Genomic DNA, 15278 nt, shown 5'->3' with positions numbered 1-15278 from the left:
GTTTATGAAATCATCTCAAATGAGTTTAGGCTGGCCTTGCTGAAGAGCCCTGTAGTGAGACGCCCCGCCACACAACAAGCCACACAAAACGGCATACAAACTGCCCAGCAAGCCTCAGCTCTGCGTATTAGCGATACCCTGGCCGGGCGGGTGGTTCTGAATCAGGGGGAGAAGTCGGGTATACGCCGCGGGGCCGAATACGGTCCAGCCAATGGCGACAGAGGGCTGGTTAAGCTTGCGGCAGTGTACCCGGAGTTTGCCGAAGGGCATATTGTTTTTGGCCGGGAGGTGCTGACCGTCGGGACCCTGATGGAGCGGCGCGGCAAGGGCAGGCTGCAAAATGCGCAAGTCACCCTAGATAACGTACTAGAGACAGACAGGTTGGCGCGCATATATGCCGCCGAAACCTTTGACCAATTAGGATAACACTTTGGATCTGATGCAGTTTGTGCCGATGTTCGGCAACTTCGCCTTTATGATTGCGGCTTTTGTGGTGGCGCTTTCGGTGATCGTCGCGATCCACGAATACGGGCATTACATCGTCGGGCGCTGGTGCGGGATCTATGCAGAGGTGTTCTCGCTGGGGTTTGGTCCGGTGATCTACAGCCGAGTCGACAAGCGCGGGACGACATGGCAGGTCGCGGCGTTGCCGCTGGGCGGTTTCGTGAAATTTCTGGGTGATGCCAATGCCGCGAGCGTCGGCAGCGATGGCGCTGTGGCCGCGTCTGACCAGCGCCGGACGATGCTGGGGGCTCCGCTTTGGGCGCGTACGGCGACAGTAGCCGCAGGGCCGGTGTTCAACTTTGTGCTGGCGATTGCGATATTTGCAGGGTCGATCATGTATCAGGGCCGCTCTGCCGATCCTTTGACGTTTGGTGAAATGCGGCCCCTGCCTGTCAGCTTTGCGTCGGATCTGCGCGAGGGTGATGTGATGGTCGCCGTCGAGGGTGTTCTATTTGATGATGCTGAACGGACTGAGGCGATTTCTGATCTCGTGCCGGTGCAAGAGCGATTGGATTACACTGTTTTGCGTGATGGTGAGGAAATCACAGTGGAGGGGCCATATTATTTCCCTGCCGCCGTTTCCAGCGTGAGTCCTCGGTCTGCGGCAGATGACGCGGACATCAAGATCAATGATGTAATCACAGCGATCAACGGTGTACCGATATATGCCTTCGCGCAGGTGCAGAATATCGTTCTGGAGGCAGATGGCGCCGACCTTGAATTCGAAATTTGGCGCGATGGCGAGACACTGACCAAAACGATTGCACCGCGCCGGGTTGATCTGCCCAATCCCGAAGGCGGGTTCGAGACGCGTTGGCTGATCGGGATTACGGGCAAGATATTCTTCGAAGAAGAGACCGTCAGTGTCGGCCCGTTCGAAGCGGTGAGCCTCGGGGCGCAGGGACTTTGGAACACCGTCACCACGTCTTTGTCCGCCATGCAGCATATTCTGTTCGGACAGATTTCAACCTGCAATCTGTCCGGGCCGGTGGGGATCGCGGAAACCAGCGGCTCCATGGCAGAGCAGGGCGCGCAGAGCTTTATCTGGTTTATCGGTGCGCTTTCTGCGGCCGTGGGTCTGATCAACCTGTTTCCCATCCCGGTTTTGGATGGCGGACACCTTGCGTTCTATGCCTACGAGGCTGTGACCCGCCGCAAACCAAGCGATCGCGCTGTGCAGGTCTTTATGTTCGTGGGCCTGTCGCTGATCCTGTCTTTGATGATGTTCACAATCCTGAACGATACGATCCTATGCCCCTGAAACAAGAATGTTCAGTTGGCTGAAATAGAGCGTCTGCTGTTTTGACATCTTTGCCCTTTGTCGCTACTCAAAATGCAATGGGTAGATAAAACACGGGCGGTTGAAATGAATACAGGTGTGGGGCGCGTTTTCGCGCGGTGTTTTTCAAGGGTGCAGTCGATCTGGATGGCGCTTTGCATTGTGATCTTGGCGGCGGGTGCCGCCAATGCGCAGAGCTTTGTTTTCACCAGCTTTGATATCGAGGGCAATCAGCGCGTAGCAGATGGCACGATCCTGTCCTTTGGCGGTTTGGAGCCCGGTGTGGGGTTGTCCACGGCAGAATTGAATGCTGCAGGGCAGGACATTCGGGCGTCGGGCTTGTTTGAAAGTGTCGATCTGGTGCCGCAGGGCAGCCAACTGCTGATCCGCGTTGTCGAATACCCGACCATCAGCCGCATCAATATCGAAGGAAACAGCCGCCTGAGTGATGCAGAGTTGCTTGCTCTGGTGCAATCGCAGCCGCGGCGGGTTTTCACACCGGCGCAGGCCGAGGCCGATACGGCAGCTATCACCGAAGCCTATGCCCGCCGAGGCCGGATCAATGCCACCGTGACGCCCCGCATCATTCCGCAGTCTGACAATCGCGTCGATCTGGTATTCGAAGTGGTCGAATCGGCGATTACGGAAATTGAACGCATCACCTTTATCGGCAACCGTACCTTCTCGGAGGGTCGTTTGCGGCGTGTTCTGGAGACCAAGGAAGCTGGTATTTTCCGCGTATTGGTGGGTCGTGACACATATTCGCCCGAACGTGTGGCGCAGGACCGTGAGGTGCTGACCGATTTCTATCGCTCGCGCGGTTTCATCGATTTCGTCATTCAGAATGTCGACGTGTCCTTGACCCGTGAACGCGATGCCTATCTGGTCACCTACAATCTGCGCGAGGGCCAGCAATTTACATTCGGCAACGTGTCTGTCTCGAGCGAGATCAATGGCGTCAGTGCCGCCGATTACGAAGAGGCCGTGCGCGTCCGTACCGGTGCCACCTATTCACCGGTACCGATCGACAGTGATATCAACCGGATGGAGCGTCTGGCCGTGCAACGCGGCGCGCGTTTCGTGCAGGTCGAGCCACGCCTGACCCGCAATCCCCGAGACCTGTCAGTCAATCTCGAATACGTGCTGGTCCCCGGTGAGCGCATCTTCATTGAGCGTATCGATATCGAAGGTAACGGCACGACCCTTGACCGCGTGATCCGTAACCAGTTCCGCTCTGTCGAGGGCGATCCGCTGAATCCGCGCGAAATTCAGGAAAGCGCACGACGCATCCGTGCCTTGGGCTTTTTTCAAGGTGTGAATGTCGATACGCGCCCCGGTTCGACGCCAAGCCAGCGTATCGTCGACGTCAATGTGGTTGAAGGGCCGACAGGAACGCTGACCTTTGGTGCCAACTTCAATACGGATACCGGCGTGAGCCTGCTGGCGTCTTACCGTCAAAGCAATTTCCAAGGGCGCGGCCAGCGCCTGAACTTTGATCTTTCAACTGCCGAAACGAACCGCCGTTTCAGCTTCGGTTTTACCGAGCCGCAGCTTCTGGGGCGTGATTTGCGGGGGTCTCTTGATCTGTCCTATGCCACCACGGACAACCAAAACGCGCTTTATGACACCGAAACGCTCCGCTTCAGCCCGGCGATGAGCTTTCCGGTGAGTGAACTGGGGCGTTTGTCGTTGTTTTATGCACTTGAGTACACAGACCTGACGGATGTGTCCGCCAGCGCCAGCCAGATCATTCAGAACGAAGCCGCACAAGGCGGGATCTGGACCAATGCGATCGGGTACACCTACAGCTTTGACAACCGCCGCACAGGGTTGAACCCGAATGCGGGGATCGTACTGCGCTTTGGTCAGGAATTCGGTTTCGGCGATACGCAGTTCATCAAGACGACGGCCTTGGCAGGCGCAGAGACCAAGATCCTGAACGAGGAAATCACCCTGCGCGCCACGCTTGAGGGCGGGTTGCTGAACTATCAGGATGGCAGCAGCCGTGTGACGGACCGTTTCTTCTTGGGCAGTCGTCTGATGCGCGGGTTTGAGCCCGGTGGTATTGGGCCGCGCGATGACGACACCGACGATGCCTTGGGGGGGAATGCGTTCTCGGTCCTGCGTCTTGAGACCGAGTTCCCGCTGGGGCTGCCTAGCGAATACGGTATCACGGGCGGCGCGTTCATAGATTATGGGTCTGTCTGGGATGTTGGAAATGTTGGCGCACCATTGGAAGAGGATGTGATCTACAACGACTTCATCGGGCGTTCGGTTGCTGGTCTCTCGATTTTCTGGACAACGCCGATCGGCCCATTGCGGTTCAACTTTACCGAACCGCTGGATGTGCAGGACCGTGACGAAACGCGGAACTTCGATGTGACGATCTCGACGAGCTTTTGATGGCCTTTCTGCGTGCGATATTTATCTGGCTGATTCTGGCGCTGCCGGCGTCAGCCCAACAGGATTCTCCGCCGGTCCTGATCATTGATAGCGAACGATTGTTTATCGAAACGCTTTATGGGCAGCGGCTGGCGTCGGAACTGGCTGCGCAAGCCGAAGAGCTGCAGGCAGAGAATGACCGGATCGTTGAAGCGCTGACCCTAGAAGAACGCAGCCTGACAGTCCGCCGCCCCGACATGGATCCGGAGGCATTTCGCGCCGAAGCCGAAGCGTTCGACAACAAGGTGCAAGAGGTCCGACGCGTCCGCGATGCCAAGAACGTCGAGTTGCAGGTGGCGACCGCCGAGGCGCGTTCGCGCTTTGAACAGAGGGTGCAGGGGATTGTGGCGAACATCATGCTGGAACGTGGTGCAGCGCTGGTGATGGAGCAGCGTAATGTCGTGCTTTCGGTGCGTGCCGCCAACATCACGGACGATGCAATCGTGCGCATTGACGCGGAGTTGGGTGAAGGCACAGAGTAGCGCGTGCTTGCTGCGCATGTCGCGGCTTGCTAGTGATATTCCAAGGCGGCCATGGCGCGCCGGACTAATAAGAAGGAACTGCCCGGCATGACCGATGCTGTCACCACCGCTGACATTCAACTGATCCAGAAAATCCTGCCGCACCGTTATCCGTTCCTGCTGGTCGATAAGGTGCACAGCATCAATGGCACGACATCTGCCGTCGGAATCAAGAACGTCACCATGAACGAGCCGCATTTTCAGGGGCATTTCCCCGGCAATCCGATCATGCCCGGCGTGACCATTGTCGAGGCAATGGCCCAGACAACGGCTGTGATGGTGGGTGCATCGCTTGGGCTGACGGACGGCAATCTGCTGGTTTATTTCATGGCGATTGATGGCTGTAAATTCCGCCGCAAGGTGGTACCCGGCGATGTCCTTGAAATGCACGTCGAAACCACACGCGGCAAACCCGGCGGCAAGGTCTGGCGCTTTAGGGGTGTCGCGTCGGTTGATGGCGAAATGGCCGCCGAGGCCGAATTCACGGCTATGATGGATATGCAGGGCTGATGGCTGGCATCCACCCGTCTGCCGTGATCGCCGAGGGTGCCAAGGTCGGCGCAGATTGCGTTATTGGTCCGTTTTGCGTGATCGGTCCTGACGTGGTGCTGGGCGCGCGTGTACATCTCAAAAGCCACGTCGTGATCGATGGTGATACGCATATCGGCGACGACACCGTGGTGTTTTCGTTCGCAGTAATCGGCGAGATCCCGCAGGACCTGAAGTTCGGTGGTGAAAAAACCCGCCTGCGGATTGGTGCACGCAACCGCATCCGCGAACACGTGACCATGAATACCGGCACCGCCTCGGGTGGTGGTGAAACCCGGATCGGTGATGACGGGCTGTTCATGGCGGGCTGTCACATTGCGCATGATGCACAGATCGGCAACAGGGTGATCGTGGTCAATTCTTCGGCCGTTGCCGGGCACTGCATTATCGAGGATGATGTCATCATTGGCGGATTGTGCGGTGTGCATCAGTTCGTGCGGATCGGGCAGGGCGCGATTATCGGTGCCGTCACGATGGTGACCAAGGATGTGGTCCCGCATGGTCTTGTGCAGGCCCCGCGCGGTGCGCTGGACGGGTTGAACCTTGTCGGTCTCAAACGCAAGGGCGTGGACCGTTCCGATATCACAGCACTGCGGGCGGCTTTTCAGATGCTCAAAGACGGCGAAGGCACATTTCAGGATCGGGCCCGTCGCTTGGCTGATGAAAGCGACAGCGCATACGTGCAGCAAATGGTGGCGTTCATACTGGGCGACACTGACCGCAATTTCCTGACGCCGGGCTGATGCTGGCGCTGATCGCGGGCACCGGCGATCTGCCGCCTGCGCTTGTCGTGCGCCTGCCTGCTCGCCCGTTGATCTGCGCGATGGAGGGCTTTCAGCCTGCGATCACGCCTGAACTGACATTCAGGATCGAGCACTTGGGCAGTTTCCTGAATACGCTGCATGCGCGGGGTGTGACCGAGGTCTGCATGGCCGGTGCCGTGACCCGACCGCCGATTGATCCCATGATCATCGATGAGGCAACCAAGCCATTGGTGCCGCGCATCATGGCAGCGATCACGCAAGGCGACGACGGTGCATTGCGTGCGATCATCGCGATTTTCGAAGAAGCAGGGTTTGCGGTGAGGGCAGCCCATGACATTGCACCGGACCTGTTGCCTGACGCAGGCGTGCTTAGCCGCAAGCCCGTCACCATCGACACCCGTCAGGATGCTGTTACCGCAGAGCAAACCATCGCAGAGATGGGGCGCGCGGACACAGGGCAGGCCTGCATCGTGCGGGGCGGGCGGGTGCTGGCCCGCGAAGGACGGACGGGAACCGATGCGATGCTGGCGCAGTTCGCACCGACCCACGATCTTTTGTGGGGTGCTGTTGACGGGCTTGGCGCGGTGCTGGGCAGCGCCGCTGAATGGTTAAGCGGTGCAGACGGCGAGCCGACAGATGCGCGTGCTGCGATCCTTTTCAAGGCCCCGAAGCCAGATCAGGATCGGCGCGCGGACTTGCCCGTGATCGGGCCGCAGACGGCCAAAGGCGCTGTTGCAGCAGGGTTGGCGGGTATCGTTATTGAACACGAAGGCGTTATGGTTCTGGGGCTGGATGAGGTGCTGTCAGTGCTCGATGCGGCGGGCCGGTTTTTCTGGGTGCGGCCCAAGGGGGGCGCATGAAGGTTTTCGTGATTGCAGGTGAAGCCTCCGGTGACAAGCTCGGGGCGGCGCTGATGGCCGGGCTCGGGTCCCTGCGCCCGGACGTGACGTTTGACGGTGTAGGCGGGCCGTTGATGCAGGCCGAAGGCCTGCAAAGCCGCTTTCCAATGGAAGAGCTGAGTGTGATGGGGCTGGCGGAAATCCTGCCCAAGTATCGTGCGCTCAAGTCGCGCATCCGGCAGATGGCCGAGGCTATTCTGGCCGATCCGCCGGATGTGCTTATTACCATCGATAGTCCGGATTTCTGTCTGCGCGTGGCGCGTCTGGTGAAAGCGGCAAGCGACATCCGCACGGTCCATTACGTGGCGCCGACGGTTTGGGCCTGGCGGCCGGGGCGCGCGCAAAAGATGGCGCATCATATTGATCACGTCCTTGCGCTTTTTCCATTCGAGCCTCCGTTGATGCAGGCCGCTGGCATGGAGTGTGACTTTGTCGGGCATCCCGTCGTGGCCGAGCCTGTCGCGCAGGAGGCCGAAGCGGCGGCCTTGGGTGGGGGCACTGTTGTGCTGGTCCTTCCCGGCAGTCGCAAGGGCGAGGTATCACGGCTGGCCGACCGGTTCGGGCAGGCTGTCGCGCAGATCGCAGCGGCGGTGCCCGACGCGCGTTTTGTGATCCCGACAACCCGGGGCGTGCATGATCTGGTGCAGGCGCAGGTGGCGGCGTGGACTGCGCCCGTGACCGTCCTGCCGCCCGGATCACCCGACAAGGCGGGGTGGTTCAAGCGGGCGGACGTGGCGTTGGCCGCGTCCGGCACCGTATCTTTGGAACTGGCGGCGAGCGGCACGCCCATGGTCATTGCCTATGATATGGCGTGGCTGAGCCGGATCATCATCAGCCGGATGTTGATGGTTGATACGGTGACTTTGGTGAACCTTGTCAGCGAAACGCGTGTGGTGCCGGAATTTATTGGCAAGGCATGCCAGCCCGGGCCGATTGCGGAAGCGGTGCTGGCGGTTCTTGCGGAACCGCAGGCACAACATGACGCAATGGCGCTGACCATGACACGGTTGGGGCAGGGTGGAGAGGCCCCGGGGTTACGCGCGGCGCGGGCTGTGCTGGAACGGCTTGAACAGGCGTCCGTCAAGAACCAGCAGGCCGAAGGCTAGGATCGCAAAGCCGATATATGCGCGCAGGGGCAGTGCCTCGCCCAACACGATCGCGCCCAGAACGATTGCGACAGGGGCTACCATCAAGGTGCAAAGCATCAGGTTGCCGCTACCCGCCATCGCAAGCACGCGGTAGTAAAGCATATAAGCAATCGCGGTGGCGACGACGGCGTAATAGGCGATGGCGGCCCATGTCTGGGGCTGCAGCGCAAGGCTGATGGGTCCTTCGACAAGCCACGCCGCGGGGATCGTCACGACGCTTGCGCCGGTCAGCATCCCTGCAGCGGCGACTTGTGGTTTGAGGTGCCCAAGGGTCTTGCGCGCCCAGACACCGGCGAGCGCATAGCTTATGGTGCCGCCGATGACGGCCAGTTGACCAAGAGAGCGGATATCGAAGTCCTTGAATGATTCCAACCCGATGGCGGTCGAGACACCGATAAATCCCATAGACACGCCAATCGCTTTGCGGGCTGTCAAACGCTCGTCCGCAAAGAAAACCGCAGCGGCGATGACGCCGAAGATGGCGGTCGAAGCGTTCAGGATCGAGGTAAGGCCCGTTTCGATATGCAACTGCCCCCATGCCATGAGGCTGAAGGGAATCGCATTGTTCAACAGGCCCATCACAAGAAATGCCCCCCAAATGCGCAGGCCGGTCGGCAGGGCCAGGCGGCGGATCAAGACATAGCCCCACAAAATGAGCATGGCCCAACCGGTCCGGTGCGCCACTGCTGTCAGTGGCCCGATTTCATCCAGCGCGATACGGACGGACAGAAACGACGCGCCCCAGATCAGTGAGAGCATCAAAAGTGCCGCCCACGCTTGGGGCGATATGGTTTTCTGGATCGGTGACATGCGCGTGATATGCTATGTTTCGGTTAGGCTGCGCAACCCGGATCATGCGGTAGAGGTAAAGAAAAAGCCCCGCCGGATTGGGCGGGACATCGCAGTCTTGTCAGCGCAAACCGTTTTAGAAGTTGTAGGCAATCCGAAGCCCAGCGGCCAAGCCACTGTTGTCTTTGAAATCACCAAGCGTGACGCCCGGACTGCCCCCAGTTAATGCGCCTGGTGCCTCGGTCTTGGCATCACCGATCCAGATGTAGCGAACGCCACCTGTGATGCGGACATTGTCCATGGTGCGCGTCATTGCAACACCAAGTGATGTATTGCCATCGGTAGGTCCAAGGTTGCCGGAAAAGCCGCCGTTCGAAGCCTCATAGCCCGCTGTCAAAGCACCCGACCACTCCGCATTGAAGCGACGACCGACACCGAGGTTGTATGTCACTGTGTCGTCATCATAGTCCACGAGCGATCCACCGCTCGTCGCCAAGCCAAAGTTGACAGGCGAGATATCAAACGCGGTCCAATCGACCCAACGGATCGAGCCGAATAGCAGTGTATCAGCAGCGATACCCGTCTGTCCTTCAAGAGTAAGAGATTGCGGCAGTGTAGTCGAAAATTTGGTGCTCGCGCCATTCTCGTCAGCATCGAAGTCATGCGTGATCTCGCTATGATATATCAACGAAACACGTGCTGCAATTTCGGGGCGTTCCCATGCCGCACCCAAAACATAGCCAAAATCCGTTTCCTTGCTGGTTTCCATCGTATAGCCGTTAAACAATGCGACCTCGCCCGAAGTCTGCACAGCGCGTGCACCACCATAGACTGTGATATCGTCACGCAGCTTATACGCGGCCAGAGCTGTGATCGCGTTGCTGTCAATCGTTGCTGTCGTCGACCCAAGAGGAGATACGCCGCCCCCATAGGCATAGTCCGTATCGGCGCTGTAGTCGACATCTGCACCATAGGGCTGGTCGAAGATCAAAGCGATCGATAGCTTTTCATTCAAGTCGTTCTTATAGCCAAATCCCAATTGTGTATATTCGCCCGCCATGTCCCCTGATTCCGACCCTGGCGACCCAAGCCCAGCAGATATCTGCTGTTCGCCGCTGACGTCAGGCGACACAAATCCAAAATTCAGTTCCAGATAGTTCCCCTCTTCAAAAAGAAGAGCTACCGATGGTGCCGACCGTTCAATTCCCCCCGCGCTGGCAATACTGGTTGTCAGTAGCAAGGCCGCCCCTGCTGTCATCCCGTTTTTCATGTCCTCTTCCCCGTCATGAACAATATATGTGCGACAAAGCCTAAGGAGAGCTTAAGCTTTAGGTCAATTAATGACGCCGCGTCACCAGGGGAGGCGCTCCGTAGCGTCACAAAATTGCAATGTACGGGTGCTGAGGGTCTGCACTGATCCGCTCAGGCTCGCGCGGCGCGGAGCGCGTAGTTGATGTTAAGATAGTTCGCCGCAAAGATCAGGGCGGCCCCGACAAAGACCCATACTTCCAAGGGCTCCTGATAAAGCAGGACCCCGACGATCGCGATTGTCGGCAGGCGGACGAAGTCGATTGGCATCACAATGCTCACAGGTGCGATGCTGAGCGCTTTGGTCAGACAGAAATGGGCCAATAGTCCTGCACAGCCGATCAGGATCACCCAGGGTAATGCCGCCGTCGAGGGGATCGCAATGTCGCCGTCGTATCCTGCGCAGATCAACCCGAAGGTCGCCTGCATGACCGTCAGGTAGAACAGAATCGATGTGATCGTTTCGGTCTGGGTCAATTTGCGGGTGAAGATCGCGGTCAGTGCAAAAAACACGGCACACCCGGCGGCGGCCATGAGCCCCAAGCTGATGTTGGCCGGGTCCGGTCGGGCGACGATCAGGATGCCCAGAAAGCCGATCGCCGCGCTAATAAGGGCCACGGCCGTGATGCGTTCCTTGAGAAGCAGGGGCGATAACAGGATCACCCAGACAGGCGTGGTGAACTCCAGGGCAAAGACCTGCGCCAGCGGGATCATGGTGATGGCGTAAAACCACAGGTTTTGTCCGGTAAAGTGAAAGATGTTGCGCGTGGCATGAAGCCCCAGCCGACCCCGACCGATCTGTGAAAACGTACCTCGCGCGATTGCGACGCTGACCACAATGAAGATACCTGTAAGGCTGCGAAACAGCATGATTTCAAACGTATCAAGCTCTGTACTGACGGTCCGCCCTGCGACAGCCATCAGCGTAAAAGAGGTGATCGCGCCAATCATCCAGGCAGCGGCTATGACAACATTACTCATCCGGGCAGTTGTCATGGTGGTAGATAGATTTGCAACCCCTTACAGATGTGGTTGACTGGGAAAGCAACAAAGAGGTGCGATGTGTTCAAGTGGGTACTGGTGATTGTGCTTGCCGGTCAGGTGGCGATGGCGGGTCCTGTCGATCAGGTTGAACAGGTTGAACAGGCTGCGCGTTACGCCTTTGATGGCTTGCCGCAAGTGGTTCGTGTGGACCGGATCGCGGGGCGTTGCGGAGCCGACGAAACCGTCAACCAGACGGTCGCATATTGTACGACCAGCAATCAGATATTGCTGGCGAAGGGTGCCGCCGATCACCCCCGGACCCCATATATGCTGGCGCATGTCTACGGGCACGCGGTGCAGGTCCGTCACGGGGTGGCGGACTTCGCGCTGGCGCAGATACGGCAGCGCCGGTCGGAAGAGACCATGTTGCGCGGCCTCGTGACACGGCAGGTCGAATGTATCGCAGGGTTCATACTCGCGCGGGCGGGGCTGGCTGAGGTGGATTTGAATGATCTGTTTTCAGACGAACCCTTTACCGGCAGTCACTGGGGGCGTGATCCGCTGCATATCGGACCAGAGGTTTCCATCGGGTTAGCGGCCCGTGCAGAGTGGTTTGCGCGCGGGCAGGGTCGCGATCTTGCCGCATGTGGACCCGGTGAATTTACGGCGGACCTGCTGTTGGATGCGTTGAACCCTTAGGTGCGGATCTTGTCGCAAACACATTGCCGTTCATCTGTGCAGGTGCCGTGATAAATGTGCCATCCGGCTGGCTGAGTTTGAACCCAAGATCGATCAGCAGATCGTAAATCTCATCATGGTGGCGCGACACTTCAACCATGGCGCTGCGTGCGGCTTGCAAGACTTTCTTGCCGCCCCGCAGAACCGCCAGCTCCGCACCTTCGACATCAATCTTGAGGACCGCGGGCCATACGTTGTGCGCAGTGGCATAGGCATCGAGTGCTACAGTGTTGACCTTGCGCGCCCGCAGTTCGAGGTTTCTTCCTTGTGCGCTGGCATTACCACTGGATGCCGCAAAATCAGCCCCTAGAGAGTTCATGAAACCGCCAAGATTTTCTTCGTAGAACAGCGCCTTGCCGGTCCGGTCGCTGACGGCTGCATTGATATGTACGCATTGGGTGCAGCGGGCGATATTCTTGCGAAGAAAATGTTGGTTCTGCTGCCCCGGTTCAAAGACATGGACCTGACCGGTATGGCCGACCTGTCGGGCAAAGAACTGCGCAAGATAGCCGATGTGACCGCCGACCTCGAACACCGTATCCCCTTGGCGGGTCAGTCGGGCAAGCCGTTTCATCGTCGCGGTTTCGCGGTGTTTGCCATAAAACCAATAACCTTTATGGGTATAGCACAGCAGGTGAAACGGCAGATCCGCGAAAGGATTGGTGATCGTGATCGGTCTGTCGATCCGGCGCAACACCGGCAGGGCGACGGACCGCAACATCTGGCTGGAGGCGAGCCCTTGTCGCCACGGGCGCGGAGTAGGTTTGGAAAGGGTCGGGTGCACAATAGTCGCTCATCAAATCGCTATGCGCGACTATGCCCCAGAAGTCTTAACAGATCGTTAAGCTCTGATGCGCACAGGTCTCTTATTCATTCCCACTCGATCGTTCCGGGTGGTTTGCTGGTGATATCATAGGTCACGCGGTTGATGCCCTGCACTTCGTTGATGATCCGCGTAGCCGTTTCACCAAGAAATTCATGGGTAAAGGGATAATAATCCGCCGTCATGCCATCCACCGAAGTGACCGCCCGCAATGCGCAGGCAAAATCATAGGTGCGCCCGTCGCCCATCACGCCAACCGTGCGCACTGGCAAAATCGCTACGAAAGCCTGCCAAATATCGTCATAAAGCCCGTGTTTGCGGATCTGGTCGATATAGACCGCATCCGCCTTGCGCAGGATCTCCAACTTTTCGCGGGTGATTTCACCGGGGCAACGGATCGCAAGGCCGGGTCCGGGGAAGGGATGGCGGCCAATGAACGACTTGGGCAGGCCCAGTTCGACGCCCAAGGCGCGTACTTCGTCCTTGAACAATTCGCGCAGCGGTTCGACCAGTTTCAGGCCCATTTTTTCAGGCAGCCCGCCGACATTATGGTGTGATTTGATCGTGACGGAAGGACCGCCGGAAAAGCTCACGCTTTCAATGACATCAGGGTAGAGCGTACCTTGGGCAAGGAATGCCGCGCCTTCGATTTCATTGGCGTATTTCTGGAACACGTCGATAAACAGCCGCCCGATGATCTTGCGCTTTGTTTCGGGGTCGCTGACACCGTCGAGCTCGCCCAGAAACAGCTCTGTCTCGTCGGCGTGAATGACCTTGAGGTTCATGTAGTCGCGGAACATGCCAACGACCTCTTCGGCTTCCTGCAGACGAAGCAAGCCGTGATCGACAAAAACGCACGTCAGTTGATCACCGATGGCTTCGTGCAGCAGGGCCGCGGCAACGGACGAATCAACCCCGCCCGACAGGGCGCAGATGACATGGGCATCGCCCACTTGTTCCTTGATCGCGTCGATGGCCTGTTCACGGTAAGCGCCCATGGTCCAGTCGCCCGAGAATCCCGCGATACGGACAAAGTTTTCATAGAGCTTCGATCCATTCGGCGTGTGATGCACCTCGGGATGGAATTGCACCGCATAAAAGTTACGCGCCACGTCCGCAGTGATGGCAAAAGGCGCATTTGGCGACGTGCCGTAAACCTCAAAACCTTGCGCGATTTCAGAGACATGGTCGCCATGGCTCATCCAGACCTGTTCGCGGTCCGTCAGGAACCAGCCATCGAGCAGGGACAGCTTGCCCTGCGGCATGACATAGGCGCGCCCGAACTCTGCGGTGCCGTGCCCGCGCACCACTTTGCCGCCCAGTTGGGTCATCATGGTCTGCTGGCCATAGCAGATGCCCAGCACCGGAATTCCCATCTTCCACAGGCTGTCTGGCGCGCGCGGTGAACCTTCGCGCGCCACACTATCAGGGCCGCCCGACAGGATCACCGCCTTGGGTGCGAAATCCGCCAGAAAAGCATCGGTGACGTTCTGATAGGGATGAATTTCGCAATAGACATTCAATTCGCGCAGGCGCCGCGCGATAAGCTGTGTGACCTGACTGCCGAAGTCGATGATGAGAAGGCGTTCGTGGGTGCTGTTTTCCATGGCGCTTCGGTAAAGGCAGGGCCGAATTTGTGCAAGAGGGCCCGTGACATTCAAAGCCGGTGGTGGCCCAAAACTCCGCTATCATTCATGGATCGTCAGCCAGGACATCGGGCACTTTCATCTCGGCCCATTTGCGGCAGGCTTTCGACGATCTGCGCCTGCATGTCGTTTTCGGGTCTCAGGGGCCGCAAATTTGGCAAGGCGCGACCTGATTGGGTTGTAAGAAGCGGCAACACACTATCGCACCCAAGGGAGACGGATCATGTCAGACGCAGCAGCACCAGCTACAGCAGGACGTCGCAGCCGTGGTGGCGGCGGTGCCGCGCGCCGCGCAGAGCGGACAGCGGTCAGTGTTGAAACCGCCAAGTACATCGAACGCAATATCCCCAATTACGAGGTGCTGACCGAAGAGGCGCTGGACGTGATCGAGGCCAACGCGGAAACGGTTCTGGCAGAGATCGGTGTCAATTTCGTCGAAAACCCCGAAGCTCTTGCGCGGTGGAAAGCTGCAGGTGCAGAGGTCGAGGGCGAGCGCGTGCGCATTCCGCGCGGTCTGGCGCGTAAACTGTGTTCAACAGCGCCGTCTGAATACACCCAACATGCCCGCAACCCCGAGCGCAACGTCGTGGTCGGCGGCAAGAACCTTGTTCTCGCTCCGGTTTACGGCCCACCCTTTGTGCGCGACGCCGAAGGCGGACGGCGTTATGCGACGATGGATGATTTCGTCAAGTTCGTGAAGCTGGGCTATATGTCCAAGTGGCTGCACCACTCGGGCGGCACTGTCTGCGAGCCGACGGATATAGCGGTCAACATAAGCTATTTTAATATTATCTATAACTTTTAAATCTTTAAATAATCTTATATTTTGAAAGGTTCTAGCTCCTCCCAGTCTTACTATTTGATAAGGAGTTTTTCCAATAGCG

Annotated in this window: 13 protein-coding genes and 2 pseudogenes; 10 read left to right on the top strand and 5 right to left on the bottom strand. The window is 58.3% G+C overall.

Going from position 1 to position 15278, the window contains the following annotated elements; all coding sequences use genetic code 11:
• The 8 genes and pseudogenes from R6T97_RS00075 to lpxB all read left to right on the top strand — a co-directional run.
• Positions 1-426, top strand: a pseudogene (locus R6T97_RS00075) (hypothetical protein); the annotation flags it as partial.
• 4 nt (positions 427-430) lie between these two features.
• A complete protein-coding gene (gene rseP, locus R6T97_RS00070; RefSeq protein WP_410347278.1) occupies positions 431-1765 on the top strand; it encodes an RIP metalloprotease RseP in 1335 nt (444 codons plus the stop codon).
• Positions 1766-1870: 105 nt separating this feature from the next.
• Positions 1871-4186 carry an outer membrane protein assembly factor BamA gene (gene bamA / locus R6T97_RS00065; RefSeq protein WP_410347277.1) on the top strand — a complete coding sequence of 772 codons (2316 nt, stop codon included), beginning with the start codon at positions 1871-1873 and terminating at the stop codon, positions 4184-4186.
• On the top strand, positions 4186-4707 hold the full coding sequence (locus R6T97_RS00060) for an OmpH family outer membrane protein (RefSeq protein WP_410347276.1): 522 nt from the start codon (positions 4186-4188) through the stop codon (positions 4705-4707). The genes bamA and R6T97_RS00060 overlap by 1 nt, the downstream gene beginning before the upstream one ends.
• Positions 4708-4794: 87 nt before the next feature.
• Positions 4795-5256 carry a 3-hydroxyacyl-ACP dehydratase FabZ gene (fabZ, locus tag R6T97_RS00055; RefSeq protein WP_410347275.1) on the top strand — a complete coding sequence of 154 codons (462 nt, stop codon included), beginning with the start codon at positions 4795-4797 and terminating at the stop codon, positions 5254-5256.
• On the top strand, positions 5256-6038 hold the full coding sequence (gene lpxA, locus R6T97_RS00050) for an acyl-ACP--UDP-N-acetylglucosamine O-acyltransferase (protein WP_410347274.1): 783 nt from the start codon (positions 5256-5258) through the stop codon (positions 6036-6038). The genes fabZ and lpxA overlap by 1 nt, the downstream gene beginning before the upstream one ends.
• Entirely contained in the window at positions 6038-6919 is an 882-nt protein-coding gene (locus tag R6T97_RS00045; RefSeq protein WP_410347273.1) for an LpxI family protein, read from the top strand. The genes lpxA and R6T97_RS00045 overlap by 1 nt, the downstream gene beginning before the upstream one ends.
• On the top strand, positions 6916-8064 hold the full coding sequence (lpxB, locus tag R6T97_RS00040) for a lipid-A-disaccharide synthase (protein WP_410347272.1): 1149 nt from the start codon (positions 6916-6918) through the stop codon (positions 8062-8064). The genes R6T97_RS00045 and lpxB overlap by 4 nt, the downstream gene beginning before the upstream one ends.
• Here the strand turns inward: lpxB and R6T97_RS00035 are convergent.
• The 3 genes from R6T97_RS00035 to R6T97_RS00025 form a co-directional block, all read right to left on the bottom strand.
• Complete coding sequence (locus R6T97_RS00035) at positions 7993-8916, bottom strand: DMT family transporter (protein ID WP_410347271.1); 924 nt, start codon at positions 8914-8916, stop codon at positions 7993-7995. The two genes, lpxB and R6T97_RS00035, sit on opposite strands and share 72 nt — an antisense overlap.
• Before the next feature lie 115 nt (positions 8917-9031).
• Positions 9032-10165 carry an outer membrane protein transport protein gene (locus tag R6T97_RS00030; RefSeq protein WP_410347270.1) on the bottom strand — a complete coding sequence of 378 codons (1134 nt, stop codon included), beginning with the start codon at positions 10163-10165 and terminating at the stop codon, positions 9032-9034.
• Positions 10166-10317: 152 nt separating this feature from the next.
• Positions 10318-11184, bottom strand: a complete 867-nt coding sequence (locus R6T97_RS00025) for a DMT family transporter (protein WP_410347269.1) — start codon at positions 11182-11184, stop codon at positions 10318-10320.
• Positions 11185-11265: 81 nt separating this feature from the next.
• Between R6T97_RS00025 and R6T97_RS00020 the strand changes: the two genes are divergently transcribed.
• Complete coding sequence (locus R6T97_RS00020) at positions 11266-11886, top strand: hypothetical protein (protein WP_410347268.1); 621 nt, start codon at positions 11266-11268, stop codon at positions 11884-11886.
• Here R6T97_RS00020 and R6T97_RS00015 read toward each other — a convergent pair.
• Positions 11849-12646 (bottom strand): FkbM family methyltransferase, encoded by a 798-nt coding sequence (locus R6T97_RS00015; protein WP_410347267.1) that lies wholly within the window; start codon positions 12644-12646, stop codon positions 11849-11851. The genes R6T97_RS00020 and R6T97_RS00015 overlap by 38 nt on opposite strands.
• Positions 12647-12795: 149 nt before the next feature.
• Complete coding sequence (gene guaA, locus R6T97_RS00010) at positions 12796-14355, bottom strand: glutamine-hydrolyzing GMP synthase (protein ID WP_410347266.1); 1560 nt, start codon at positions 14353-14355, stop codon at positions 12796-12798.
• Between the two features lie 262 nt (positions 14356-14617).
• Here guaA and R6T97_RS00005 point away from each other — a divergent pair.
• Positions 14618-15187: pseudogene (locus R6T97_RS00005) on the top strand (trimethylamine methyltransferase family protein); the annotation flags it as partial.
• Positions 15188-15278 lie beyond the last annotated feature (91 nt).

Source organism: Yoonia sp. (assembly GCF_046498525.1).
GTDB lineage: Bacteria > Pseudomonadota > Alphaproteobacteria > Rhodobacterales > Rhodobacteraceae > Yoonia.
This window is presented reverse-complemented; position numbering and strand designations above follow the sequence as displayed.

Coding starts and splice junctions, on each gene's coding strand:
- fabZ (WP_410347275.1), top strand. CDS start 4,795: ATGACCGATGCTGTCACCACCGCTGACATTCAACTGATCCAGAAAATC.
- R6T97_RS00015 (WP_410347267.1), bottom strand. CDS start 12,646: ATGTTGCGGTCCGTCGCCCTGCCGGTGTTGCGCCGGATCGACAGACCG.
- R6T97_RS00035 (WP_410347271.1), bottom strand. CDS start 8,916: ATGTCACCGATCCAGAAAACCATATCGCCCCAAGCGTGGGCGGCACTT.
- R6T97_RS00045 (WP_410347273.1), top strand. CDS start 6,038: ATGCTGGCGCTGATCGCGGGCACCGGCGATCTGCCGCCTGCGCTTGTC.
- lpxB (WP_410347272.1), top strand. CDS start 6,916: ATGAAGGTTTTCGTGATTGCAGGTGAAGCCTCCGGTGACAAGCTCGGG.
- guaA (WP_410347266.1), bottom strand. CDS start 14,355: ATGGAAAACAGCACCCACGAACGCCTTCTCATCATCGACTTCGGCAGT.
- lpxA (WP_410347274.1), top strand. CDS start 5,256: ATGGCTGGCATCCACCCGTCTGCCGTGATCGCCGAGGGTGCCAAGGTC.
- R6T97_RS00060 (WP_410347276.1), top strand. CDS start 4,186: ATGGCCTTTCTGCGTGCGATATTTATCTGGCTGATTCTGGCGCTGCCG.
- R6T97_RS00025 (WP_410347269.1), bottom strand. CDS start 11,184: ATGAGTAATGTTGTCATAGCCGCTGCCTGGATGATTGGCGCGATCACC.
- bamA (WP_410347277.1), top strand. CDS start 1,871: ATGAATACAGGTGTGGGGCGCGTTTTCGCGCGGTGTTTTTCAAGGGTG.
- R6T97_RS00030 (WP_410347270.1), bottom strand. CDS start 10,165: ATGAAAAACGGGATGACAGCAGGGGCGGCCTTGCTACTGACAACCAGT.